The organism is Frateuria hangzhouensis (assembly GCF_026410505.1).
In the GTDB taxonomy this organism is placed as follows: Bacteria; Pseudomonadota; Gammaproteobacteria; order Xanthomonadales; family Rhodanobacteraceae; genus Frateuria_A; species Frateuria_A hangzhouensis.
Genome location: NZ_JAPMIU010000011.1, coordinates 58777 through 85724 on the forward strand (window position 1 = coordinate 58777; position 26948 = coordinate 85724).

The following is a 26948-nucleotide window of genomic DNA, read 5'->3' on the forward strand; positions in this document are numbered from 1 at the left end:
CGTTCGTTCAAAGCAGCAAAGCAGTCATTGCACAGCCTGGATCCGGAAAGTACCGCAATTGCCAAATGCGTACCAATGCGCGTCATCGCGGCCATTTTTTTGATAGGAGCGCGCGCGATCCCGTGCGGACAAGGAGTGCCGTTCCCGCTGGGCAAATGCGGCGACCGGACGGCGTACATGCGGCCCGTTCAAATGGCGCGGACGGGGCACGTCACGCCACCTGCGCCGCGGCGACGACCCGCGGAGGCGTCCAACACCGCGAACCATCGCCCTCAATCGGACCTGCCAATGCCCAGCAGACGGCGCAGCCGTGAACCTATCGCCGTCCGCGAATCCGCCGGCGGCTGTGGCACCGAGGCGCCCCCTTCGGGAAGCGCAGCGGCGAGCGCGGCCAGCGTGCCGGTGGCGATATCCAGCAGATTGATGCGCACGCCGGTTTCCCTGCGCACGCGCGCCGTCAGCTCCATCGCCAGCAGCGAATGCCCACCCACGTCGAAGAAATTGTCGCTTGGCTGGACCTGGGCCACTCCGATGAGTTCGCACCACAGCGTCGCCAGATATCGCTCGCGCGGCTCGGCATCGGCCAACCAGCCGGCACGGTCTTCTGCGGGCGTCACCCCGGTGCGCAACTGCGGCATGGGCAACGCCTTGCGGTCGACCTTGCCGTTGGGTGTGCGCGGCAACGCCGGCAGTGCCACCAGGTACTGCGGCTGCATGTAGCCTGGCAGTTGCGCGGCGAGCCGGCCGCGCAGGCGCGGCAGCAGGCTGGTTTCGGCTTCGCCGGAGGCGACGTACAGCAGCAGCCGGCGGTCCTGCGCATCGACGTCGTGGATGGCCGCGACACATTCGTCGACCGCCGGATCCTCCCGCGCGATCGATTCGATCTCGCCCAGCTCGATGCGGAAACCGCGCAGCTTGATCTGGAAATCGAGCCGGCCCAAATGTTCCAGCGTGCCGTCGCTGCACCAGCGTCCGCGGTCGCCGGTGCGATACATGCGCGCGCCCGGGAGCCCCGCGTATGGATCGGCGACGAAACGTTCGGCGGTCAGGTCGGGCCGATGGCGATAGCCCAGCGCGACGCCGGCACCGCCGATCCAGATTTCGCCGGGCACGCCCACGGGACAACGCTGCCCTTGCTCGTCGCGGATCCACACTGTGGTGTTGGCGATCGGCTTGCCGATGGCGATGCGCTCGCGCGGGTGCTCGACGCGCCAGCAGGTCGACCACACCGTGGTCTCGGTCGGGCCGTACAGATTCCACACTTCGCTGCAGCGGGCCAGCAATTGGGCAGCCAGTTCCGGCGACAGCGCCTCGCCGCCGCACAAGGCGCGGAAGCCCGGGGTGCCGCACCAGCCCGCCTGCAACAGCGCCTGCCAGGTGGCCGGCGTCGCCTGCATCACGGTGGCGTGGCTCGCCATGAGCAAGCCCTTGAGCGCCTCGCCGTCCATCGCGTCATCGCGCCGGGCCACCACGACCTCACCACCGACGCTCAACGGGCCGAACAGCTCCAGCACGGCGATATCGAAAGACAACGTGGTCACCGCCAGCAGCCGGTCGTCCTCGCGCAGGCCGGGACGGGCCGCCATGGCGGTAAGGAAATTCACCGCCGCCCGGTGCGCAATCTCCACGCCTTTGGGCTTGCCGGTGGAACCGGAGGTGTAGATCACGTAGGCGATCGCATCGGGAGAGACCTGCGCTTCGACCGGCAGCGGCATCGCGGGCAGATCCTCCATCGCCGCCGATTCGTCGAGCAGCAGCACCTCGCACTCGCAGGCCGGGAAACGCGAGAACAGCCGCTGCTCGGTCACCAGCACCGCCAGCCCGGCGTCCTCGAGCATGAAGGCCAGCCGCCCGGCCGGGAACGACGGGTCCAGCGGCACATAGCCCGCGCCGGTCTTGAGCGCGCCCAGCAGCGCGGCGACCATGTCGAAGCCGCGGTCCAGCGCGATGCCGACCAGCGCGCCCGACCCCGCGCCGCGCGCGCGCAACGCATGCGCGATGCGGTTGGCGCGGGCATCCAGTTCGGCGTAGGTGAGTCGCGCATTGGCGCCGCGCAGGGCGATGCGTTGCGGGGTCCGCCGGGCCTGGGCCTCGACCAGGCCATGCAGGCTCTGCGCGGGAATCTCCGCGGCAGTGGCATTCCAGCGTTCCAGTTGCGCGATCTCGTCCGGCGGCAGCAGCGCCAGCCGGCACACCGGCTGGTCCGGCTCGGCCAGCGCCGAGGCCAGCAGCGCTTCGTAGTTCCTGCGCAGGCGCGCGGCGGCCTCGGTATCGAAAAGATCGGTGCTGTAGGTCAGTCCACCAAGCAGGCCGTGGTCCTGTTCGATGAACCACAAGCCCAGGTCGTCGGCGGCGCCGCGCTGGAACACCGGCAGGTGCTCGTGCCTGAGCTGCGCCCAGCACAGGTTGCGGTGGCGCACGTCCTGGAACGAGAAGCTGGCCTGGTAGATCGGCGAGCGGCTTTCGTCGCGCGGCACGCGAAGGTCCCTGACCAGTCGTTCGAATGGCACGTCCGGGCAGGCGAAGGCATCGAGCACCACGCCGCGCACCTGTTGCAGGACGGTGTTGAACGAGGCCTGCGGATCGATCTGCAGCCGCAACGGCAGGGCGTTGACGAAGAAGCCCATCACCGATTCGAGCTCGGCCGTCTCCCGCCCGCGCACGGGCACGCCGACGATCAGGTCGCGCTGGCCGCCGCTGCGGTGCAGGAACACGTAATAGGCCGCCAGCAACACCATGAACGAAGTGGTGCCGGTGCGCTGGCCCAGCCCGCGCACCGCTTCCATGCCCTCGGTCGACAGCCGGATCCACTCGGTGGCGCCGGCGCCCGACGGCCGTGGCGGGCGTGGGCGGGCCGCGGGCAGCTCCAGCGGTTCGAGCGGGCCGGCCAGGCGTTCGCGCCAGTGCGCAAGCTGGCGCTCCAGTTCCGGGCCCTGCATCCAGTCGCGCTGCCAGGCGGCAAAGTCGCCGTACTCGACCGCCGGCGGCGGCAAGGCCATCGGCCGGCCTTCGCAGGAAGCGGTATAGGCCTCCGACAGCTCCGCGTACAGCAGATCGAATGACCAGCCGTCCCAGATGATGTGATGGGCCATGAAGAAGAACACGTGGTCCTGCTCGGCGAGCTTGAACAGCCGCACGCGGAACAGCGGCGCAGCGGCCAGGTCGAAGGGCTCGGCGATCATTGCATCGAGCCGCTGCATGAGTGCCGCCTCGCGTTCCCGCAGCGACGCGCCCGGCAGCGTCTCGACGGGCAGCAGGCGCACCTTCAGCGTCTCGTGGATGCGCTGCACGGCCGCGCTGTCATCCTGCTCGATCGACGTGCGCAGGATGGCCTGGCGATCGACCACCTGCTGTAGCGCACGCTCGAACGCGGCCTCGTCCATCGGCCCGCGCAGGCGATGCGCCGAGGGCGTGTTGTAGACCACCCGCCCCGGGTGCAGTTGTTCCAGGTACCAGAGCCGCTGCTGCATCAACGACAGCGGGGCGCGTTGGCGGTCGGGCAGCCGCGGGATGCGCCTGCGATCGGTGGCCGCGCCGCCCTGCCCTGCGGCGCGGATGGCCTCGGCCAACCGCGCCGCGGTCTGCGCTTCGAACACCGTGCGCATCGGCAGTGCCAGCTCCAGCTCGCGATTGAGCCGGGCGACCAGTTGCGCCGCCAGCAGCGAATGCCCGCCGCGTTCGAAGAAGTTGTCTTCGACGCCCGGCTCGCTGCCGAGGACGGCCGCCATGGCCGTCACCACGCGCTGCTCGAGCGCGTCGCGCGGGGCGACGCGGCCGGCTTCTGCGGGAGATCCCTCCTCCGGGACCGGCAGCCGTGCGCGGTCGATCTTGCCGTTGGGCAGCCGCGGCAGCGCCGCCAGCACGACGAGGTGCTGCGGGATCATGTAATCGGGCAACGCCTCGCGCAGGTGTGCGCGGAGCGCCGCTTCGTCGACGGTGGCACCGGGGGCCGCCACCACGTGCGCGAGCAGGCGCACGTCGCCGGGACGGAGTTCGCGCGTGGTGGCCAGGGCATCGGCGACGCCGGGCAGGCTCAGCAGGCGCGCCTCGATCTCGCCCAGTTCGATGCGAAAACCGCGCAGCTTGACCTGGAAATCGAGCCGGCCCAGGTGCTCAAGCGTGCCGTCCGGACGCCAGCGGCCGCGATCGCCGGTGCGGTACATGCGGGCATCCGGCGTTGACGCGAACGGATCGGCGAGGAAGCGTTCGGCGGTCAGTTCCGGCCGATGGCGATAGCCCAGTGCGACGCCGGTTCCGCCAATCCAGATCTCGCCCGGCACCCCCAACGGGCAAAGCTGGCGCTGCTCGTCGAGGATCCACACCACCGTGTTGGCGACCGGCGTGCCGATGGCGATGCCCTCGCGCGGATGCTCGACGCGCCAGCAGGTCGACCACACCGTGGTTTCGGTCGGGCCGTACAGGTTCCACACCTCGCCGCAACGGGCAAGCAATTGCTCCGCCAGGTCCGGCGCCAGCGCCTCGCCGCCACACAGTGCGCGGAAGCCGGGCGCCGGCGCCCAGCCGGTTTCCAGCAGCATGCGCCAGGTGGCCGGCGTGGCCTGCATCACGGTGGCCTGGCTCGACTCGAGCAGGCGTTTGAGTGCTTCGCCGTCCATCGCCTGCTCGCGTCGGGCCATCACCACCTCGCCACCGACGGCGAGCGGCCCGAACAGTTCCAGCACCGCGATGTCGAAGGACAGCGTGGTGACGGCCAGCAGCCGGTCGTCCGCGTGCAGCCCCGGTCGCCCCGCCATGCTGGCGAGGAAGTTCGCCGCCGCCCGATGGGGAATCTCCACGCCCTTGGGCTGGCCGGTGGAACCGGAGGTGTAGATCACGTAGGCGACCGCCGTGGCATCCACATCGGCATCGTCAGGGCGGGACGCCGGTGCTGCCGCGAGCGCATCGCCGGCCTGGTCAAGCGCCAGCACCGGGCGACCGCGCAGATCGAAGCGCCCGGCATGCCGCGCCTGGGTGACCAGCACGGCCAGGCTGGCATCGCTGACCATGTAGTTGAGCCGCTCGGTGGGAAAGCCCGGATCGAGCGGCACGTAGCCTGCACCGGCCTTGAGCACGCCGAGCACGGCCGCGAGCATGCCCACGCCCCGGTCCAGCGCGATGCCGACCAGCGCGCCGGCACGCACGCCATGGCCGCGCAGCACGTGCGCGATGCGATTGGCAAGCGCGTCCAGTTCGGCGTAGGTCAATGCCTGTTTGCCGAAGTGCACGGCGGTCCGCCCGGGATGGCGATCGCACTGCGCTTCGAACAGTTCGTGCATCCGCTGCGTCGCGACCGGCGTGGGCGCCGGCTGCAGCGCGAGCAGGGCGCGGCGCGCGGCCTCGTCGACCAGCGGCAATGCGCCCAGCAGCGCTTCCGGTTGCTCGGCCGCGGCACGCAGCAGCGTTTCGTAGGCGCCCAGCCAACGCGCCACCGTGGCCCGGTCGAACAGGTCGCGGTTGTACTGGCACTCCAGCCGCAGCCGGCCTTGCTCCTGCACCGCGTTGATGAACAGCTCGAAGTTCTCGAAGCTGCGCGGCGTGCTGGCGAAATCCATCGCCAGGCCCGGGAAGGCGGTGGCCTCGTGGTCGAGCGCCTGGTCGATGTTGAACAGCACGCTGACCAGCGGCAGCCGGCTGGGGTCACGCGGCACGCCGAGCTTCTTGAGCAGGGTGCCGAAGGTGTAGCGCTGGTGGTCCAGTGCGTCCAGCAGAGTGGCTTGGGTGGCGTCGAGCAGTTGCGCCAGGGGCGCGGCCGGGTCCGGCGCGCAGCGCAACGGCAGCAGGTTGACGCAGTGGCCGACCAGGCCGTCGTGGCCGTCGACCGATTGCGCGGCGGCCGGGATACCCACGACCACCTCGTGCTGCCCGGCGAGCCGGGCCAGCACCGCGGCAAAACCGCCAAGCAGGGTCGCGAACAGGCTGGCGCCGCGTTGCGCGCCCAGGCGCTTGATGGCGCTCACCAGCGTGGCGTCCAGGACGTGGTCGATCCGCGCCGAGGCGAAACTGCGCCGCAGGGGGCGGGCGCGGTCGGTCGGCAGATCCAGCGGTGCCGGCGGGTCCGCAAAGCGCGCCAGCCAGTACGACTCGTCGGCGGCGAGTGTCTTGCGGTCGGGCTGGCGTGCCGCCGCCAGGGCGTAGTCGGCAAACGATTCGGCCGGCGGCAGCGGCTCGCCCTGCGCGCCGGTGCGCGCGCCGTAAAGCGCCGCCAGTTCGCGCACCATCACCCACCACGACCAGCCGTCGCAGATGATGTGGTGCGCGGTCAGCAGCAGGCGGTGGTCGTCCATGCCAAGCCGTAACAGTTCGGCGCGCAACAGCGGCCCCTGTTCCAGTTCGAAGGGCATTTCCACCACCGCGCGCAGCCGCTGGGCCAGGGCCGCCTCGCGCACGGCATCGTCCAGCGTGCCGAGGTCGGCCAGCGGCAGCGGCAACTCGAGCCGCTCCTGCACGCACAGGGTCTCGCCATCGGGCCCGAAGGTCGCGCGCAAGGCATCGTGGCGCCCGGCCAGGTCGCGCAGTGCGCCATGCAGCGCGTCGACGTCGAGCGGGCCGCGCAGGTGCAGGCTGACCGACTCGTTGTAGGCCAGCGAGGCATCGCTGCCCAGCTGCGCGGCGAGCCAGATTTCGCGCTGCGCTTCGGTGCTGGGCACCACGCGCGACAGCGCCACGGTCGCGAACGGATCGTAATCGACGGCCGTCAAGGCGGCCGGCGCGTGCAGGTCAGTGTTCATGCGCCCACCTTCAGGTACTTGCCCGGTTGCTCGGGGTTGGGCACGAACCAGCACGGGTTGCCCTGGGGATCGCGGCCCAGCCGCGCGTCGGGGCGCGGCGGGCGACCGGCCTCCATCACCGTGCGCGAGGTCGCCGCGCGGCGCGGCAGGAAATCGCACTCCTGAAGCTCGACCACCGATTCCTTGTAGGCCTGGGCGATCGCCGCGAAATCCGCTTCGCTGTGCGCGCTGGTGAAGAAGCAGGGGAAGTTGTCCAGGATGTGGATGCCGCGGCTGCGCATCATCGCGAACAGCAGGTCCTGCAGCGGATGGTCCTCGAGGAACTGGGTCTTCCACACCGAGGCGAACTGCTTGACCAGGATCGGCGCGCCGCGCTCGTCGCAGAACGCGTTGAGTTCGGCCGCCAGCGCCGCGGTGCGCTGGTTGAGGCGCTCCTGCAACGCGGGTCCTTCGCGTTTCATGTGTTCCAGCGCCGCCTTGGCCGCGGCCAGGGCGAGGGGATGGCGCACGAAGGTGCCGGCGAAATAGGTCACGCCCACGGTCGGCTGCGAATCGTCGCCGAACTGCCACGCGCCGCCATCCAGGGCGTCCATGTACGGGCGCTTGCCGGCGATCACGCCGATTGGATAACCGCCACCGACCACCTTGCCGTAGGTGGCGATGTCCGCCTGGATGCCGAACAGGCCCTGCACGCCGGCCGGATGGGCACGGAAGCCGGTGACGATCTCGTCGAAGATGCACAGCGTGCCGGAAGCGGCGGTGATCGCTCGGACCTCCTTGAGGAAGTCGACGGGCTGGAAGTCCGGGCGCCGGCTCTGCACCGGCTCGATCAGCACGGCGGCCAGCTCGTGCGCGCGCTCGCGGATGATCTGCAGCGATTCAGGCGTACCGTAGTCCAGCACCAGCACGTTCTCGGCGGTGTTGCGCAGGATTCCCGGCGCCGCCGGCACTGCCTTGAGCTTGCGCGTGCCGCGCACGATCACCTCGTCGATGATGCCGTGGTAGGAACCGGAGAACAGCACCACCGTCTCGCGCCCGGTGACGGTGCGTGCGATGCGCAGGGCACCCAGCACGGCTTCCGAGCCGGTATTGCACAGCGCCGCGCGACCGTGTCCGGTGAGCTCGCAGACCAGCCTGGCCACTTCGCCGGCCAGCGGATGTTGCGGGCCGATCTCGTAGCCCAGGTCGAGCTGCTCGCGCACCGCGTCCAGCACGAAGTCCGGTTGCCAACCGAACAGGCTCATGCCGAAGCCGTTGAGCGCATCGACGTACTCGTTGCCGTCCAGGTCCCACAGGTGCGCGCCCTTGGAGCGGCCGATCACGATCTGATAGACGATTTCCTTGAGCATTGGCCGGAAGCCGTTGACCACGCGCGGGTCGGCCATGTGCGGCCGGTGCGCCTCGGTGTACTCCTTCGATTTGCGCGTGCGCGCCACGTAGCGCTGCGCGAAGCGGTCGAGCCGGGCCTGCTGGTGCGCCGACAGTTCGCAGGCGCCGGTGTCGATGCGGGCGATCGCACCGAAGGCCTTCTTGACGTCGTAGCGGGTGTGGGCGAGCGCGGCCTCTTCATCCGTGGCCGCCACGCTTGCCGCCGCCGGGCTGGCCGGCGAGGAGGACGCCGGCGATGGCGCGGCGGGCGCGACGGCGGGGATGGCCGCCACCGGTGCCGGGGCGACGGCCTGCCCGGAGAGCAACGCCAGTTGCTGCGCCATCAGCTGCATCTGCTGCGCGATCACCTGCTGCATGTAGCCGCCCGTAGTGGAGGCCTGCGGCGCCATCGCCGTCAGCGAGGTCGCCGCGGGCACCGGCGCCGGAACGGGGACGACCGTGGCGAGGGCGACCGTGGCCGCTGCCGCCGGCGGCGCCTCGGCCGGCAGTTGCCCGTCGATCAGTTCGGCCAGCCGGTCCAGCGTCGAGTAGTCGGCCATCAACTGGCGGAAGGTGACCTTGACCGGGAATACCTTGGACAGGTGCAGCGCCATCTGCGTCAGCATCAGACTGTCCAGCCCCAGTTCCATGAAATGGGTGGTGCCGTCGGCATCGGCCAGGTCCATGCCTGCGACGTCCTCGAAAGCGCTCTTCAGTTGCTCGACGATGGCCGGCCGGCGGTCGGCGCTGGGGGCTGCAACGGTCGACATCGGAAGCTCCTCGTTCTGGGATGGGGCGATCGGTTGAATGACGGATGGAACAGGCGCGGCCTCGGCCGCCGCCGGTGCATCGGCGGCGCGCGCCTCGACCCAGTAGCGCTGGCGTTCGAACGGATAGGTCGGCAACCGCAGGCGGCGACGCACGCTGCGCCGGTCGAAACGGGCCGGGTCGATGGCGATGCCGCGGCACCACAGCTGGCCCACGGCAAGGCGCACCGCCGCCGGTTCTGCCGCTGGCGTGTCCGAGAGCGAGGCCAGTGCGACGGTGTGGCTGCGTTGCGCGCCCGGATGCTGGCGTGCCAGCGTGCCCAGCGTTGCGCGCGGCCCCACTTCCAGCAGCACCCGCGCCGGCGCGTCGAGCACCCGGCCGAGCGCGGTGGAGAAGCGCACCGGACGGCGCATGTGCTCGCTCCAGTAATCCGCGGAAGTGGCTTGCGCCTCATCGAGCCAGTCGCCGGTGGCGGTCGACACCAGCGGCAGCCGCGGCGCCCGCAAGGCGATCTTCTCGACCTCGGCGTGGAACGGCGCCAGAGCCGGATCCATCATGGCCGAGTGGAACGCATGCGAGGTACGCAGCGGCCGGCAGGCGGTTCCCTCGGCCTCGAGCCGGGCCCGGAACCGCTCGATGGCCGCATGCGTGCCGGCCACGACGCAGGCGCCCGGCGCGTTCTCCGCGGCCAGCGACAGGTCCGACGGCAGGCGCGGCCCCAGCGCGGCCAGCGGCAGGCGCACCGACAGCATGCCGCCCGAGGGCAACGCCTGCATCAGCGCGCCGCGCCGGGCCACCAGCCGCAGGGCGTCGTCGAGCTCGAACACCCCGGCCAGCGTGGCGGCCACGAACTCGCCCACGCTGTGGCCAATCATCGCCGCGGGCACGATACCCGTGTCCATCCACAGTCGCGCCAGCGCGTACTCCAGCGCGAATGTGGCCGGCTGCGTCACCGCGGTCTGCCGCAGCGCCTCGGCATCGTCGGCGAAGACCTTTTCGCGCAGGTCGAAACCCAGCGTCGCGCGCAGCGTCTCGGCGCAGGCATCGAATGTCTCGCGGAACACCGGCTCGCCGGCGTACAGCGCCCGTCCCATGCCCGGGTACTGTGCGCCCTGGCCGGGAAACAGGAAGACCACGTCGCCCGGGCGGGCGGGATGGCTGCGCGCGGTCGCCGCGGCGGTCTCCAGGCTGGCCAGCTTTGCAACGGCCTCCGGCACGTCGCTGGCGACCACCGCGATCCGGTGGGCGAAGGCCTTGCGTCCGGCCGCCAGCGTCCAGCCGACATCAGCCAGGTTGATCTGCGGCTGGACGGCCAGGTGTTCGGCCAGGCGGGTGGCGGCGGCGCCGAGCGCGCTCGACGTGCGCGCCGACAGCACCAGCAGTTGCGGTCCCTCGGCCGGTTCCGACGGCGCGCGCGGCGGCGGCTCCTCCATCACCACGTGCGCGTTGGTGCCACCGACGCCGAACGAACTCACCCCGGCGCGCAGCGGCGCCTCGCCGGCGGTCCAGTCGCACAATCGGTCGTTGACCACGAACGGCGAGTTGGCCAGGTCGATCGACGGGTTGGGCGCGCGGTAGTGCAGCGTCGCCGGCAAGCGCCGCTCGGCCAGCGCCAGCGCGGTCTTGATCACCCCCGCCGCACCGGCGGCCATCACCGTGTGGCCGAGGTTGCTCTTGACCGAACCGAGGCGGCAGAAGCCGACGTCGGTGGTGGTGTGGCGGAAGGCCCGGGTCAGCCCCTCCAGCTCGATCGGATCGCCGATCGGGGTGGCAGTGCCGTGCGCTTCCACGTAGGAAATGCTGCGCGCCTCGACGCCCGCGTCGGCGTGCGCCATCGCGATCACCGCGGCCTGGCCGGCGCTGCTGGGCGCCATGAAGCTGGCCTTGGTGCCGCCGTCGTTGTTGACCGCGCCGCCGCGGATCAGCGCGTACACCGGGTCGCCGTCGGCCAGCGCGTCGGACAGGCGCTTGAGCAGCACCACCGCCGCGCCGTCGCTGAACACCGTGCCGCTGGCATCATCGCTGAAGCTACGCGTGTGCCCGTCGGCCGAGAGCATGGTGCCTTCCTGCGCCAGGTAGCCGCTGCGCGGCGGGCAGGTGATCGACGCGCCGCCGGCCAGCGCCATGTGGCAACGTCCCGCGCGCAGTGCGTCGAGCGCCTGGCAGATCGCCACCAGCGAGGTCGAGCAGGCGGTGTTGAGACTCACCGCCGGGCCGGTCAGGTTGAGTTTGTGCGCCACGCGGGTGGCGAGGAAATCCTTCTCGTTGGCGAGCATCACCTGGAACGCGCCGAGCTTGTCGATCAGGTCCGGCCGCGGCTGCAGGTGGTGCTGGAAATAGGTGGCGTTGTACATGCCGCCGAACACGCCCACCGGCATCGCGTGCGCATCCGGCACGTGCCCGGCGCGCTCCATGCACTCCCAGCACAGCTCGAGGAAGATGCGCTGCTGCGGATCCATCAGTTCGGCTTCGCGCGGCGGGATGCCGAAGAACGCCGCGTCGAACTGTTCGGCTCCGTCGATCACTCCGCGCGCCGGCACGTAGGCCGGATCGTCGCGCTGCAGCGCCGGGATCGAGCGGTCCAGTTCCTCCGGCGCGAAGAACGTGATCGAGTCCTGGCCGGCACAGAGGTTGCGCCAGAAGGTCTCGACGTCGCCGGCGCCGGGGAAGCGCCCGGCCATGGCGATGATCGCTACCGGTTCCTGCGCGGCGTTCGGGTCGCGCGGCCGGACGAGGCGCTCGGCCGCGAGCGCATGGCTGGGGCCGCCCTCGATGCCGGCGGCCACCGCGGCAGGCGTCGGGTCGCCGAAAAAGCCGGTGATGGTCGGCAGCGGCGAGAGTTCGGCATGGATGCGCGCGACCAGCTGCATCGCCAGCAGCGAGTTGCCGCCCAGCTCGAAGAAGTTGTCAGCACGGCCGATCTGGTCGAGTCCCAGCAGGTTGGCGAACAGATCGCAGACGGTCTGCTCGAGCGCGCCCACGGGCGCGGCGTAGGGATGGGCCAGCTCCGGCCGGCGGCGGTCCGGCGCCGGCAACGCGCGGCGGTCGAGCTTGCCGTTGGCGGTCACCGGCAGCGCGTCCAGCTGCAGGTAGCTCACCGGTACCATGAATTCGGGCAGGTGCCGCGCAAGCCGGGCACGCAGCGACTTCGGCGTCGGTGCCGGCTCGTCGGCCACGTAGTAGGCGACCAGGCGCTTCTGGCCCGGCCGATCCTCGCGCGCCAGCACCGCGCAGGCGCGGATGCCCTCGATACGCTGCAGGGCGGCAGCGATCTCGCCGAGCTCGATGCGGTAGCCGCGGATCTTCACCTGGTCGTCCAGCCGGCCGACGAAATCGATCCGGCCGTCGGGCAACCGGTGTACCAGGTCGCCAGTGCGGTACAGCCGCGCGGCGGAATCGTCCCAAGGATGGACGACGAAACGCTCGGCCGTCAGTTGCGGCTGCCCCAGGTAGCCGCGGGCCAGGCCCAGGCCGCCGATATACAGTTCGCCGATCACGCCGGCCGGCACCGGCTCGCCGCGCGCGTTGAGCACCTCGAGCGTGGTATTGGCGATCGGCCGACCGATCGGAATCGAGCGCTGCGTTGCGGGCAGGTCGCGCGGGATCGGGTAATGGGTGGCGAAGGTGGTGCATTCGGTCGGGCCGTAGACGCTGCTGAGCGCCAGTTCCGGCAGCGCCGCCTGCGCCCGGCGCACATGCGGCACCGACAGCGCTTCGCCGCCGGTCAGCAATTGCCGCAGGCCGCCAAGATGGCGCGCGTCGTCATCGACGATGGCGTTGAACAGGGCCGTTGTGAGAAAGGCGACGCGGACCTCGTGCCGGTCGATGGTGCGGGCCAGGCCCTTGCCGCTGGGAATGCGCTCGTCGTGCACCACGCAGGTACCGCCGTTGAGCAGCGCGCCCCAGATTTCGAAGGTCGCCGCGTCGAAGCCCAGCGGGGCGGTATGCAGCACGCGCGGGCTCGCCAACAGGTCGACGTAGTCCACCTCGCGCACGAGCCGGATGATCGCCTGGTGCGCGATCTCCACGCCCTTGGGCGTGCCGGTCGAGCCTGAGGTGTACATGACGTAGGCCAGCGCATGGCCGTCCACCGACGAGGGTGCCGGCCCGGCGGCGTCGCCGGCGCCTTCCAGTTGCGCGAGCCCGACCACGGGCGCGGCGATGCCCGGCAGCGCGGGTGTACCGGCCGTCGCGACCACCAGCGCCGCGTGGGCGTCGTTGATCGCGAAGGCCAGCCGCTCCGGCGGGTGGGTGGGATCCAGCGGCAGGTAGGCGGCACCGGCCTTCAGGATGCCCAGCAGCGCCACGATGGCGTCGGCCGAGCGTTCCAGCAGCATGGCCACCGCCGCGCCAGCGCCCACGCCGGCGGCCTGCAGTGCCGCGGCCACCCGGTTGGCGCGCGCATCGAGCGCCGCATAGGACAGCCGTCCATCCGCCCATTCGACCGCGACTTCCTGCGGGTGCTGGCGGGCGACCTGGTCGAACAGGCCATGCACGGTATCGTGCACGTTGCGGGCGATGTCCGTGGCGTTCCATTCGCGCACCCGGCGCCGGTGTTCGGCCATGTCCATCGCCTGCACCTGCGCCAGGCGGGAGGCGCAGGCCAGCCCGCGCAGCACCTGCGCCAATCCGTTCGCCAGCACCGCGGCCATCGCCTCGTCCACCACTGGCGACAGGTAGTCCAGCTGCAGCGCGTCGCCGCCGGGCGTGATCGCCCACAGCAAAGGCCGTTCCGGCGAAGACGCCTGTGCCGGATCGACCGTCCATTGGCCGATCACGCTGCACGCGGGCGGCGACGGCAGGCCGGCGTCACTGTCCGGCGCTGGATGGGTCAGCCAATGGTCGAGCGGCCCATCCTGAGGCACCTCGAAGACCGCCATGCCATCGGGCTGGCCGGGCGCGGCGATCGCGATGCGCGGTTTGCCGGTCAGGCGCGCCTCGAGCACGGCCAGCGCGGCGGTCATGATCGATGCGGGCGGAATGCCCAGCCGCGCCGCGCGCTGCGCGATCGAGTCCTGCAGGGCGGGTTCCAGCGGGCAGGCGAAGCGCCGCCGAGCCGGCTCGCCTCTGGCCGGAGGCATGCGCACCAGCGCGTCCAGCAGCGAAGCATCCACCTGCGCAGCGCGGCAACTTTCCAGAGAGATGGTCATGTCCGTGGCTTCCCGATCAGTAGCTGAGGGAATATCAGTGGCGTCCTGCGCAGACAGGTGGCGGCGCGGCGCGCGAACCGGCGCCGGCCACGGCATGCCAGCACTCCGAACTCTGCCCATCGGCGTCGATGCAGGCCTGCGTGCATGTCCATGTCCTTCCGCCCCTTGCTGCTTGTCCCCTTGATCCCGATGGCGCCTTGGCCCGCCGCCGCAACCGCCCGCCTAGCTCCCGGCCTGGAAGGCGAACAACCACAGAATGGCCCCCTGCGCCGGCGCGCCGCGCCATGTCACCCGCCAGGTACCGGCGCGATCGACCTGCCTTACCGCCACGGCACACTGCACACCGCTGCTGGGCGGCAGGTCGAGGAACCGTTCGATCACCTTGAAGCCCTGGTCGGGCACGGCGGTCATGCGGTAGACGTAGGCGTCGCCCCACCACACGGCTACCAGCGTCGCCGGCCCGGTGGTGGTGACCTCGCCGCTGGTCAGTCCGGCTCCCGGCCAATTCCGGCCCAGCTTCCTGCCGATCCGGGCGACGGTGCCGGGAGCGGGGTAACTGGTGGCGACGTCCTGCAAGACGCCGGCATTGCGGATTTCGACGAAGGGCGCGCTTATCTCGCCGGCTGGCACGCCGGGCTTGGCCAGGCTGACCCGATGGTCGCTGCCGCCCTTTGCCGGGAGCGCGACATAGGCGGCCGTACCGAACCTGCCGCTGTATCCGCGATAGGTGATGCGCGGCCCCTGCTGCACCCAGGTGTTGCCGTAGTTGTCCGACGGAAGCGCAGCGTTGCCGTTATAGCCGCCCACCAGCACGAGCAGCGCGCTGCCCGACGCCTGCGTCCGGACCGGCCCGGCGATGGCCGGGGCGCTCCCCTGACCATCCGGCTGCGCCAGCAGTGTGTGGGCCCCCAGCGACGGGCCCTGCGCGTGCTTGGGCGCCGCCGTGGCGGCGTCCACGCACGTGCTGCCGGTTGCGATGGCCATCGTCACGGCGACGGCAACCGTCGCGCCGAAGCTGCTTGCCCTGGGCCGCCGGCGATTCTCGTACACGGGTACCCCTCCCTTCCCCTGGGTTGCCGCCTCGCTAGACCGGCGGCAACGTTGGCAACGTCAATGTTCTCCAGCGCGCTTTCCACGACGGTCCGCGCCATCAGCTGAGCTGGAAATGGAACCCGTAATAGCGGTCGATCGAGTGATCGCTTTCGAACGGAATGCGCATGTAGCGTTCGAACGATTCCCAGCGATCGATCGCGGTGTAACCGGCCGCTTCCATCTCGGCCAGGAACCCCGGCAAGGCCATGACCCGATAGGGGCAGCTGCTGAAGCCGATCTGCTGCAAGGTGAAGAAGCTGCGGCTCGGATGCAGGGGCGTCACGTTGATCAGCACGTGGCGCGGCGGTTCGCGCAACGCGCGCAACATCTCCGGCAACGGGAAGCCCAGGTACTGCAGCACGCCGCTGGCCAGCAGGATGTCGCAGCCGTCGGCATCACCGCGCGACAGGGTGAACTTCAGCCTGCCGCCCGCGTCGTGCTCGCTGGCCCACGCGCGCCCGGCAGAAACCACCTCGGGCAGGTCGTACACCGTCCATTGCAGGTCGTCGGGATAGTTCAGGTACGACTGGAAGCCGTAATAGCTGATGCCGATATGGCCGCCCAGGTCGAACACCGTCCGGTGGCCGGACATCAACAACTGGGACAGCCAGAAGACCACCGGGTAATCGCCGACCAGGATGGTGTCCAGGCGGTCGCGGTAGAGTGCTGCGGCACGCGGAAGGTCGAAGCCGGTGGGCATGGTCTTCGGCGCCTGGGCAAGCGCCTGCTCGAAGCTGGCATATACGCCGAAATAGCTGTTGTTGGGCAGCGTCCCGCGGTCGAACAACTTGCGGTACATCGGCTTGGCCAGCAACCGCAGGCCGGGCAGTTCCGCGCCGTCGTGCGCCATGCGCCGGAGGTTCCCGGAAAGGCCTTTCATCGGCATAAGCGTGGTCCCCCGCATGGGTTTCGGTTCACCGGCCCGGAAGCGCTTCGCTGGCGGGCTCCCGCAATCTCGAACATGGCGCTCGAAACGAACGGACTGCCGTCCTAGCGCGCACCCTTCCCGAACAGCACCACTTCCACGGTCTGGATCAGGATCAGCATGTCGAACAGCAGGTTGTGGTTCTTGACGTAGTACAGGTCGTACTTGAGCTTCTCGGCCGCGTCCTCCTCGGACGCGCCGTACGGGTAGCGCAGTTGCGCCCAGCCGGCCAGGCCCGGCTTGAGGCAATGGCGCAGGTTGTAATAGGTGATCTTCTTGCCGAGGTCGGCGACGAACTGCGGGCGCTCCGGACGCGGACCGATGAAGCTCATCTCGCCCTTGAACACGTTCCAGATCTGCGGCAGCTCGTCGAGCCGCACCTTGCGGATCAGCCGGCCCACGCGGGTGACACGGTCGTCGCCGGCCTTGGCCCAGCGCGCCACGCCGTCCATCTCGGCATCGGTGCGCATGCTGCGGAACTTCACCAGCCAGAACGTGCGGCCGCGCGCGCCGACGCGCTCCTGCCGGTAGAACACCGGCTGGCCGGGGCCTGATTCGATGCGGATGGCCAGCATCACCAGCAGCATCAGCGGCCAGGTCAGCAGCAATACCCAGAACGAGGCGATGAGATCGAAGCTGCGCTTGGTGAACAGGCGCACGGGGGTGGCGTTGAAGCCGCCCGAGTACACCAACCACGAGGGGTGGGTCAGTGACAGCTGCACGCGGCCGGCCTCGCGCTCGAAGAAAGTGGTCAGGTCGGTGACCAGGATGCCGAGCTGGCGGCACTCGAGCAGTTCCTCCATCAGCACGCTGCCGCGACGGTCCTCGACGCCGACCACGATCTCGTCCACTTCGTGCTGCTCGGCCCATTCGCACAGCGAAGGGCCCGGCGACACCAGCAGGCCGGCCGGTAACGCGACCGTCTCGCCCGGGCAGGGCACGAAACCGACCAGCGAAAAGCCCCGCCGATCGGACCGGCGGCGCAGGCGGCCGTGGATCTGCGCCGCCCGTTCACCGGCTCCGAGCACGAGGATGCGGCGCTTGAAGGCCTCCACTTCCACCAGCCGCAGGAACCCGGCGCGGAAGGCAGTCACGACGGCGAAGCCAAGCACCAGCGCAATGCCGAGCACGCCGCGGCCCACATACGCCTGCGGTACTACGTAGTAGGTCACGATCAGGGCGAAGCCGCCCAGCGCAAAGCCGATCGCCTGGCGCGCCAGCAGGCCGAACCAGTTGGCGCGCATGTAGGTCTGGTATTGGCCCAGGGCACCCAGGCCCAGCATGATCAGGACGGCGAAGACCACCGCCTGGGCGGGCAGGTACCGGATGAATTCGTCGACTTCCTCCGGTTCGCTGAAGCGCAGGTAGGTCGCCGCGTACATCGAGGCGACCAGCAGCAGCAGTTCGGCGATCCCCAGCAGAAGCAGCCAGCGTACGGTCTGTCGGTGCAGGAAACGAAGCATGTCCCTATCCCCGTTCGCGTTACGTACAGCGGGGAGGGAACGCTACATCCGGTTGAGGTTGCTGTCCATAGCATTAAGTAAATATTTTTTCAATACACGAAATTGGGCATTCGTTCACGTTTTGGCAACCTCGACAATGATTCACCTGCCCGGCCCGCTCCCGCCAAACCCGTCTGCGCCCGCCGCCCGGCCCGCCCCGGAGGGCAGGTAGAGCCGGTAGCGCACCGTCTCCAACGAGGTCGCGAGCGAGCCAAGCCGGTCGCCGGGAAGCGCCAGGTCGAAGGCGCGGCAGGGCGGCTCGCCGCTGTTCGACGGCGGCACCACCGGCTCCCCGGGCACCACGCCGAATGCCGCGGGCGCCTGCGCCAGCCCGGTGCCGAATGCCTTGAGCACCGCCTCCTTGCGCGTCCACAGTTGCAGCAGCGCCCGCTCACGCTGCGCGGGCGGCAGTGCGTGCATGGCTTGGGCCTCCTCCGGCGTGCAAATGGCCGGCAGCAGCCCGTCCATGGACGCCCGTGGCGGCCACCGCTCCAGATCCACGCCCAGCAACCGCGTCGCGCCCACGGCAACGAGCACGTCCGGGCCGCTGTGGCTCAGGCTGGTGGCCAGCGGCGTGCCGGGAAGGTTCGGCTGGCCGGAAGGAAGAAAGCGCAACGGGACCCCGTCCGGATTTCGCTCGAGGCAGACCGCCAGCACCACCCGCCACAGCGCATGGGCGAGCACGTAGGCGTGGCGATCGCGGTCGAAGCGGAAGCGCGCCGCACGGCTGCGCTCCCCCGGATCGAGCAGCCCGGCGGCGGCTGTTTCGAAGGCGCTCCACGCGGTGGTGTCGAAAAACACCACGCTGACGTCACTGCCCTGGCGCGGTGCCAGGCCGGAGGCCAGCAAGGCCCGCCGGGCGTGGCCGGCAAAGTCATCCGGGCCGGCGGTGGCCTGGATCATCGCCGGCAGCGTGGCGTCAGCCGGCGCGGCATGCCGCCTGCTGCGCGATGAATTCCAGGTACCACGGCATCGCCTCGCGCAAGCCTTCGGACAGGGTGTGGGTGGGCGCATAGCCCAGGCGCGTTCCGGCGCGGCCGATGTCGGCCAGCGAATGACGCACGTCGCCGGCACGGAAGTCGCGATACACCGGCCGCCGCCCGTAACGCACGCCCTCGCTCGCCAGTTGCGCCACCAGGCCATCGAAAAGCTGGTTCAGGCTGGTGCGCTGGCCGACCGCGACGTTGTAGACCCGGTCGCGATGCTCGTCGGCGGCCAGCGCGGCCAGCAGGTTGGCCTGCACCGCGTTAGCGACGTGGCAGAAATCCCGCGTGGTCTCGCCGTCGCCGTTGATGTAGACCTCCTCCTCGCAGATCATCGTGGCGATCCACTGCGGGATCACGGCGGCATAGGCGCCGTGCGAATCCTGCCGCCGGCCGAACACGTTGAAGTAGCGCAGGCCGATGGCCGAAAAGCCGTAGCAGCGGGCGAACACTTCCGCGTAAAGCTCATCGAACAGCTTGGTGGCGGCGTAGGGCGAAAGCGGCCGGCCGATCACATCCTCGACCTTGGGCAGGCTCGGCTCGTCGCCGTAGGTGGAGCTGGAGGCGGCATAGGTGAAGCTGCCGACCCCCGCGTCGCGGGCGGCCACCAGCATGTGCAGGAAACCGGTGGCGTTGGCGCCGTGGGTGGCCAGCGGATCCTCGATCGAGCGCGGCACCGAACCCAGCGCGGCCTGGTGCAACACGTGGCGCACGCCGGCGCAGGCTTCGCGGCAATCCTCCAGCTGGCGGATGTCGCCGCGGATGAAGCGGAAGCGCGACCAGGCCTCGGCCCCGACCAGCCGCTCCACTTCGTCCAGGTTGCGCTGGTATCCGGTGGCGAAATTATCCAGCCCCACCACCTGCTGGCCCAGCCCCAGCAAGGCCTCGACCAGGTTGGAACCTATGAAGCCCGCCGCGCCGGTGACCAGCCAGGTACCATCCTGTTCCCGCACGCGCGCCTGCACCTGACGCGGCAACCATGCATCCAGCGTAGCCATCAGAGCCTCCCGTCGACTGCCTCGCGCGGCAGCACGTACTTGACGTCATAGACCACCGACGCCGGCTTGCCGAACGCACGCACGCCCTCGGCCCCCAGCGCCACGAACTGTCTGTGTCCCACCGCCACGATGACCGCGTCGTAGCCGCCCGGCGTGGGCTGCTCCACCGGTACCAGGCCGTACTCGTGGTGGGCGTCGTCGGCGTTCACCCAGGGATCGTGCACGTCCACCTGCGCGTTGTAGCTGCGCAGCGCCTGCACGATGTCGACCACGCGCGTGTTGCGCAGGTCCGGGCAGTTCTCCTTGAACGCCAGCCCCAGCAGCAGCACCCGCGCGTTCACCGGATTGATGCCCTTGCGCACCATCAGCCGGATCACTTCGCTGGCGATGTACGGCCCCATGCCGTCGTTGGTGCGCCGGCCGGCCAGGATCACGTCCGGGTGGTGGCCGACCTCCTGCGCCTTGTGGGTGAGGTAATAGGGATCGACGCTGATGCAATGGCCGCCGACCAGCCCGGGCCGGAACGGCAGGAAGTTCCACTTGGTGCCGGCCGCCTGCAGCACCTCCAGCGTGTCGATGCCCAGTTTGTTGAACAGGATCGCCAAATCGTTGACCAACGCGATATTGAGATCGCGCTGGGTGTTCTCGATCACCTTGGCCGCCTCGGCCACCTTGATGCAACTGGCCCGATGGGTGCCGGCGGTGATGATCGAGCCGTACAGGCGGTTGACGAAATCGGCGGCCTCCGGGGTCGAGCCGGAGGTGACCTTGAGGATGCCGGTGACGCGGTGCTGCTTGTCGCCGGGGTTGATCCGCTCCGGGCTGTAGCCGGCGAAGAAATCGCGGTTGAAGGTCAGCCCCGACCCGCTGGCGAGGATCGGCACGCAGACCTCTTCGGTGCAGCCCGGATATACGGTCGACTCGTACACCACCACGTCGCCCGGCTTGAGTACCTGGCTCAGGGTCTGGCTGGCACGGATCAGCGGCGTGAGGTCGGGCCGCTTGGCCGTGTCGATCGGCGTGGGCACGGTGACGATGTAGACGTTGCACTCGCGCAGGTCGTCCAGCCGCGTGCTGAAATCCAACCGCGTGGAAGCGGCCAGCTCGGCCGCGTCCACCTCGAGCGTGCTGTCGCGGCCGGCGCGCAGCTCGTCCACCCGCGCGGCGTTGATGTCGAACCCCAGGGTCGCGTAGCGCTTGCCGAATTCCACCGCCAGCGGCAGCCCGACATAACCCAGTCCGACGACGGCGATCTTGCTGTCTTCCAGAGTCTGCATGCGATACGTCCCTGACGAATGCTGCACCCGACAGCCGGATGGCGTGCCGGAAAAAACGGAAGCAGGGTGATGCGATGTCCGAGGATGCGCCGGGAGCGTCCCGGCCCGGTCGCGCAAGCGCGCGACCGCTGGCGATGCGAACCCCTCGTCCCCCTGTACTGACCGCCAACGCTGGCGTCCGGTATACAGCCGCAATGAGCCGGTTATCAAGTCCTCCCGCTGACGCCGCAACGGCCCGGCTGGCATAATGGGCGGCCCGAATTCCCCCAGCGCGCCTCCGATCGACGCCGATGCGTCCGGCAGGCTGCGCTCCCAGACCGGACGGTATTTCCATGGTGGCGCTTGCAACCGAGCACGTGATCGACGTGCGGCACTGGAACGACAGCCTTTTCAGCTTCCGCACGACGCGCGACCCCGGTTTCCGCTTCGAAAGCGGCCAGTTCGTGATGATCGGCCTGGAGGTCGACGGGCGGCCGCTGATGCGCGCCTATTCCATCGCCAGCGCCAACTGGGAAGAGCACCTGGAGTTCTTCTCGATCAAGGTGCCCGACGGCCCGCTGACCTCGCGCCTGCAGCACCTGAAGGCCGGCGACCCGCTGGTAGTCAGCCGCAAGCCCACCGGCACGCTGGTGCTGGACGATCTCAAGCCCGGCAGGAACCTTTACCTGCTCGGCACCGGCACCGGCCTGGCGCCGTTCATGAGCGTGGTGCGCGACCCGGCCACCTACGAGCGCTACGAGAAGATCGTGCTGGCCCACGGCGTGCGCCGCGTCGATGACCTGGCCTACGCCCACCACATCGAGAACGAGTTGCCGCAGCACGAATACCTGGGTGAGCTGGTGCGCGAAAAACTGCTCTACTACCCCACCGTCACGCGCGAGCCGTTCCGCCATCGTGGCCGCATTACCGACGCCATCGTCGACGGCGTGATGAGCCAGGCCACCGGCCTGCCGCCGCTCAACCCCGCCACCGACCGCGTGATGCTGTGCGGCAGCCCGGCGATGCTGGACGACCTGTGCGCGCTGCTCGACGGTCGCGGGTTCCAGGCCTCGCCGCGCACGCGCGAGCCGGGGGATTACGTGATCGAGCGGGCATTCGTCGAGAAGTAGGCCGGCGCAGCGCGCCCCTCCGCCAGTTCGACGTCCGGACACTTCCAGCAACTGCAGGAGCCCGCTTGCGGGCGATGTTCCCGCTCCGGTGGACACCCTTCCAGAAGCATCGCCCGCAAGCGGGCTCCTGCAAGGATTCCGCCAGGCGGGACCGAGCGCGCTCCTGGCGGAAACGGGGGATGACCGCCGCGGCTTCAACAGCCCATCCACACCACCGCCACTAGCCTCCCTGGCGATCCGGCGTCGCCCGACCGACGCCCCTGTTCGGGAGACCCGTGTGGCATCCAGCGTCCCGCCTCATCCAACAGCAGGCCCGGCACGCGGCAATGTGGTCCTCGGTGTGGGCCGCGATGCCGCCCATTCGACGCACGAGGCCGCCACGCACGCGGCCATCGCGCGGCAACTGGCCGACCTGCTCGACTACGATTTCGCCGGCGCCTGGGTGCCCGGGCGAAGCTATCCGGGTCCGGTCTACTTCGTGCCGGGCGACGTGCTGACCGGGTTGGACGCCGCCGATGCCTGCGGCATCCGCGGCCCGGGCGATCTGTTCGGCGGCGTGGTGCCCGATCGCGTGGTGGCCTCCAAGGCGATCACCCATCCGCTGGTCGATTCGCCCACCCGCGCGCCCGAGGGCTGGTGCGGCGACTTCGCCGAGCGCGTGCGTCCGGTGGTGTTGCCGGGCTACAGCGCCTACGCAGCGGCCGATGCGCGCCGCGCCGGCCGCGCCCTGCTCCATCTCGGTCCGGTGCGCATCAAGCCGGCGCACGGCAACGCCGGCCGCGGGCAGCGCGTGGCAACCGACATCAGCGAACTGGACGCGATCGTCGAGAGTTTCGACGAGGACCTGCTGGCCAGCGACGGCATGGTGCTGGAGGCGGACCTGCTCGACCTGACCACCTGGAGCGTGGGTCAGGTGCGCGTGGACCATCACACCATCGCCTACTACGGCACGCAGTGGCTGACCCGCGACAACGCCGGCGACGTCGCCTATGGCGGCTCCAGCCTGCGCGTGCACCGCGGCGGCTTCGACGCGCTGCTGCGCGAGCCGCTGCCGCCGCCCGTGCGCGAAGCGGCGGCGCAGGCGCAGCTCTACGACGAAGCCGCGCGGCAGTGCTTCCCGCGGATGTTCGCCTCGCGCCGCAACTACGACGTGGTGCAGGGCAAGGATCACCGCGGCCAGCCGCACGCCGGCGTGCTCGAGTCGTCCTGGCGCATCGGCGGCGCCAGCGGCGCCGAGGCGGCCGCGCTGCTGCGCTTCCGCGACGACCCCGGCCGCCGCTGGCTCGACGCGCGCACCGAGGAACACTACGGCGCCGACGCCACCCCGCCCGCCGGCGCCACGGTGCTGTTCCACGGTGTCGACCCGGCCTGCGGGCCGTTGCTCAAGTGCACGCTGGTGGAGGACGATGACCACACGTAGCGAGAACATCGACATCGCCGTCGACGGCGCCCGCCTGGCCGGCACCGTGCTGGCGCCCGGCTCGACCATCCCCGGCGTGCTGTTCGTGCATGGCTGGGGCGGCTGCCAGGAACGCGACCTGGGACGCGCGCAGCAGATCGCCGCGCTGGGTTGCATCTGCCTGACCTTCGACATGCGCGGCCACGTGCGCACCGAATCCCTGCGGCAAAGCGTGACCCGCGAACAGAATCTCGCCGACGTCGTTGCCGCCTACGACCAGTTGCGCATGCAGCCGCACATCGACCCGGATTCGATCCTGGTCGTCGGCGCCAGCTACGGCGGCTACCTTGCCTCCATCCTCACCTCGCTGCGGCCGGTGAAGTGGCTCGCCCTGCGCGTGCCGGCGCTGTACCGGGACGCAAACTGGGACGAGCCCAAGCGCTCGCTGCCGCGCGAGGAACTGGACGCCTACCGCAGCCGCGTACTCGAAGCGGAAGACAACCGCGCCCTGCGCGCCTGCCGCGATTTCGCCGGCGACGTGCTGATCGTCGAATCCGGCCACGACCACCTGGTGCCGCACCCGGCCATCGTCAGCTACCGCAATGCCTTCGGGCGCTCGCACTCGGTCACCTACCGGATCATCGACGAGGCCGACCACGCGCTTTCCAGCACCGATTGCCAGCGCGCCTATACCTCGATGCTGCTGGGCTGGACCACCGAAATGGTGTTCGGCGCGCGCGCCGGCGGCGCTCCCGGCCAGGCCCCGCCGCGCTCCCCGTAGGGAGGGCTTCAGCCCTCCCTGCGGCATCGGAGCCGGTGGGCTGAAGCACCCTACGGGGAGCCACGTCGCATCCGTTCGATGCGCCCGGAGCCGCCGATCATCGCGCAAACTGACGCCCATCCGGTCCCGGCTTGCCCGCAGGCGCGTGCGACCGCACATTGTGGAGGGTCCCGAGGAGAAGGCTTGATGGAAATCGCGCTCTACCTGCTCGCCGCGCTGCTCATCCTCGGCGGCCTCGCCGGTTCGGTGCTGCCGGTGCTGCCGGGCATCCCGATGATCTTCGGCGGCATCTGGCTGGCCGCCGCGGTCGATGGCTACCAGCATCTGGGCACCGGCTGGCTGTTGGTGATCGGCGCCCTGGGCGCGCTCGGCGTGCTGGTCGACTTCGTCGCCGGCGCGATGGGCGCCAAGCGGGTCGGCGCCAGTCCACGTGCGCTGTGGGGTGCCACGATCGGTACCGTGGTGGGCATGTTCCTGGGCATCCCGGGGTTGATCCTCGGACCGTTCGTGGGCGCGCTGCTGGGCGAACTCTCGGCCGGCACCAGCGTGCTGCGCTCGGCGCACGTGGGCGCCGGCACCTGGGTCGGGCTGCTCGCCGGCACACTGGTCAAGCTGGTGATCTCGTTCCTGATGGTGGGGCTGTTCGGGCTGGCGATGTTGCTCTAGACCTCCGGCACAGGCAGGCTCCGCTGACGCCCGCGTACGCTGCGCCGGCCGCCCAAGGAGCAAGACGCCATGCCCAAGTCCCTCGCCCTCGTCCTGGCCGCCGCGCTGGCCACCACCGGATCGCTGCACGCCCAGTCCGCGCCCGCCGCCTGGGTCGCGCGCAGCGACGCCGACGCCAAGGTGTTGCTGGACACCATTGCCCGCTTCAGCCCGGAGTTCGCCACCCAGGTCGGTCTGTCCGGCTACGACAGCCGCGTTTCCGATCTCAAGCCGGGCATCGACGAACGCTCGCGCGCCGCGCTGGTGGAGGCCAAGGGCAAGCTCGAGAAGCTGCTCGCCAGGGAGCAGGACGCAAACGTGCGCGAGGACCTCGCGATCATGATCGAGGCCACGGCCCAGCAGATCGAGGGCATCGACCTCAACCACAAGTACCTGCTGCCCTACACCGATGTCGGCTCGCTGATCTTCAGCGGCGAATTCGCCCTGCTCAAGGACGACGTCGACGCCAAACGCCGTCCGGCCGCGCTCGAGCGCCTGCAGTGCTACGTCGGCACGGCGCCCGGCTGCACCCCGATCACCCACCAGGCCAGGGCGCTGATGATGGCGCGGCTGGGGGACGCGGCGCTGCTGGGCCCATACAAGGGCGAGGTCGAGCAGAAGCTCGCCAATACGCCGCGCTACGTCGAGGGCATCCGCAAGCTGTTCGCCAAGTACAAGCTCGACACCGCCGAAGGCAAGGCCGCGCTCGATGCGCTCGACGCGCAACTGAAGTCCTACGACGCCTGGGTGCGCAGCACCGTGCTGCCGCGCGCGCGCACCGACTTCCGCCTGCCCGAGCCGCTGTACGCCTACAACCTCAAGCAGGTCGGCATCGACATCCCGCCCGAGCAGTTGATGAAGCAGGCCGAGCTCGAGTTCATGGAACTGCGCGGCATGATGCAGGCGATGGCGCCGGTGGTGGCCAAGGCCGAAGGCATCGACGCGACCGACTACCGCGACGTGCTCAAGGCACTGAAGAAGCAACAACTGACCCGCGACCAGGTGGAACCGTGGTACCACGAGGTACTCGGCCACATCGAGGACACTATCCGCGAGAAGAACATCGTCACCTTGCCCAAGCGCAAGATGCAGATGCGCCTGGCCTCCGAGGCCGAGGCCGCACAGGTGCCCGCACCGCACATGGACCCGCCGCCGTTCCTCAACAACCACGGCGAGCGGGGCACCTTCGTGCTGACCATGGGCAACCCTGGCAACGGCAAGGACAACAGCCAGTCCTACGACGATTTCACCTTCAAAGCCGCCGCCTGGACGCTGACCGCGCATGAGGGGCGTCCCGGCCACGAGCTGCAGTTCGCGGCGATGGTCGAGCGCGGCGTGTCGCTGGCGCGCAGCCTGTTCGCCTTCAACAGCGTCAACGTCGAAGGCTGGGCGCTTTACGCCGAATCGGAAATGCTTCCCTACGAGCCGCCGGCCGGCCAGTTCGCCGCCCTGCAGGCCCGCCTGATGCGCGCCGCCCGCGCCTACCTCGACCCGATGCTCAACCTGGGCCTGATCAGCCGCGAGCGCGCCCACGACGTGCTGACCGACGAGGTGGGCCTGTCCGAAGCGATGGCGCGGCAGGAACTGGACCGCTACACCTTCGACAGCCCCGGCCAGGCCACCGCCTACTTCTACGGCTACCTGCGCCTGCAGCAACTGCGGCTGCAGACCGAACTGGCGCTGGGCAAGCAGTTCGACCGCAAGGCCTTCAACGACTTCGTGATCGGCCAGGGCCTGCTGCCGCCAGCCCAACTGGCCGAGGCAGTGAAGACCCAATTCGTTCCGCAACAGGAGCGGAAAGACTAACCACGCGCCGGCGCCCTCTCCTGCATCGCAGGGGAGGGCTGGCGAACGGTCGCCCCACAACGCCGGCGCAAGAAGCGCGCCGTTGGCCACAGGGGCCTCCAGTGTGCGCCGCGTAGCGCAAACAAACCCCTGCTCTTCTTCCGCGGCTCCCGAGCGACCGCGGCAAAGCGGCGGCAGCTCCTCTATGAGCCGGCGCCCACCAGACAAAGCGGGAAGGTACCTAGCTCTTCCCCCACCCCGCGCTCCACAGACCCTTTCTTTTGGTTACTTTTCTTTGGGTCCGCAAAGAAAAGTGACTCGAGCGCCGACAGGCGATCGAAAGCCCGCCGCAGGCGAGCCGGGTCGCGGGAAGGTCAC

The 26948-nt window shown here is 69.9% G+C and carries 13 protein-coding genes; 5 read left to right on the plus strand and 8 right to left on the minus strand.

Translation table 11 applies throughout. From position 1 onward, the window contains the following. Window positions 1-272: 272 nt before the first annotated feature. The 8 genes from OSC30_RS12605 to tviB form a co-directional block, all read right to left on the minus strand. On the minus strand, window positions 273-6728 hold the full coding sequence (locus OSC30_RS12605) for a non-ribosomal peptide synthetase (RefSeq protein WP_267172212.1): 6456 nt from the start codon (window positions 6726-6728) through the stop codon (window positions 273-275). Continuing rightward, entirely contained in the window at window positions 6725-14014 is a 7290-nt protein-coding gene (locus tag OSC30_RS12610; protein WP_267172213.1) for a hybrid non-ribosomal peptide synthetase/type I polyketide synthase, read from the minus strand. Before OSC30_RS12610 ends, OSC30_RS12605 begins: the two co-directional genes overlap by 4 nt. Before the next feature lie 222 nt (window positions 14015-14236). Next, window positions 14237-15064: a hypothetical protein gene (locus OSC30_RS12615; protein WP_267172214.1), complete on the minus strand. Its 828-nt coding sequence runs from the start codon at window positions 15062-15064 to the stop codon at window positions 14237-14239. A 100-nt stretch (window positions 15065-15164) separates the two neighbouring features. Further along, window positions 15165-15956 (minus strand): TIGR04325 family methyltransferase, encoded by a 792-nt coding sequence (locus tag OSC30_RS12620; protein ID WP_267172215.1) that lies wholly within the window; start codon window positions 15954-15956, stop codon window positions 15165-15167. A gap of 140 nt (window positions 15957-16096) precedes the next feature. After that, a complete protein-coding gene (locus OSC30_RS12625) occupies window positions 16097-17494 on the minus strand; it encodes a TIGR03013 family XrtA/PEP-CTERM system glycosyltransferase (protein WP_267172216.1) in 1398 nt (465 codons plus the stop codon). A 141-nt stretch (window positions 17495-17635) separates the two neighbouring features. Further along, entirely contained in the window at window positions 17636-18436 is an 801-nt protein-coding gene (locus tag OSC30_RS12630; RefSeq protein ID WP_267172217.1) for a 4'-phosphopantetheinyl transferase family protein, read from the minus strand. A gap of 16 nt (window positions 18437-18452) precedes the next feature. After that, window positions 18453-19514: an SDR family oxidoreductase gene (locus OSC30_RS12635; protein WP_267172218.1), complete on the minus strand. Its 1062-nt coding sequence runs from the start codon at window positions 19512-19514 to the stop codon at window positions 18453-18455. Next, a complete protein-coding gene (gene tviB, locus OSC30_RS12640) occupies window positions 19514-20791 on the minus strand; it encodes a Vi polysaccharide biosynthesis UDP-N-acetylglucosamine C-6 dehydrogenase TviB (protein ID WP_267172219.1) in 1278 nt (425 codons plus the stop codon). Before tviB ends, OSC30_RS12635 begins: the two co-directional genes overlap by 1 nt. A gap of 332 nt (window positions 20792-21123) precedes the next feature. On the opposite strand from tviB, the gene OSC30_RS12645 reads away from it, so the two are divergent. The 5 genes from OSC30_RS12645 (at window position 21124) to OSC30_RS12665 (ending at window position 26591) form a co-directional block, all read left to right on the plus strand. Continuing rightward, window positions 21124-21900, plus strand: a complete 777-nt coding sequence (locus OSC30_RS12645; protein ID WP_267172220.1) for a ferredoxin--NADP reductase — start codon at window positions 21124-21126, stop codon at window positions 21898-21900. Between the two features lie 328 nt (window positions 21901-22228). Further along, entirely contained in the window at window positions 22229-23320 is a 1092-nt protein-coding gene (locus tag OSC30_RS12650) for a DUF3182 family protein (RefSeq protein ID WP_267172221.1), read from the plus strand. Then, window positions 23307-24080 carry an alpha/beta hydrolase family protein gene (locus OSC30_RS12655; RefSeq protein WP_267172222.1) on the plus strand — a complete coding sequence of 258 codons (774 nt, stop codon included), beginning with the start codon at window positions 23307-23309 and terminating at the stop codon, window positions 24078-24080. The genes OSC30_RS12650 and OSC30_RS12655 overlap by 14 nt, the downstream gene beginning before the upstream one ends. 186 nt (window positions 24081-24266) lie before the next feature. Then, window positions 24267-24746 (plus strand): DUF456 domain-containing protein, encoded by a 480-nt coding sequence (locus OSC30_RS12660; RefSeq protein WP_267172223.1) that lies wholly within the window; start codon window positions 24267-24269, stop codon window positions 24744-24746. 69 nt (window positions 24747-24815) lie between these two features. Next, a complete protein-coding gene (locus OSC30_RS12665; protein ID WP_267172224.1) occupies window positions 24816-26591 on the plus strand; it encodes a DUF885 domain-containing protein in 1776 nt (591 codons plus the stop codon). The last annotated feature ends 357 nt before the right edge of the window (window positions 26592-26948 follow it).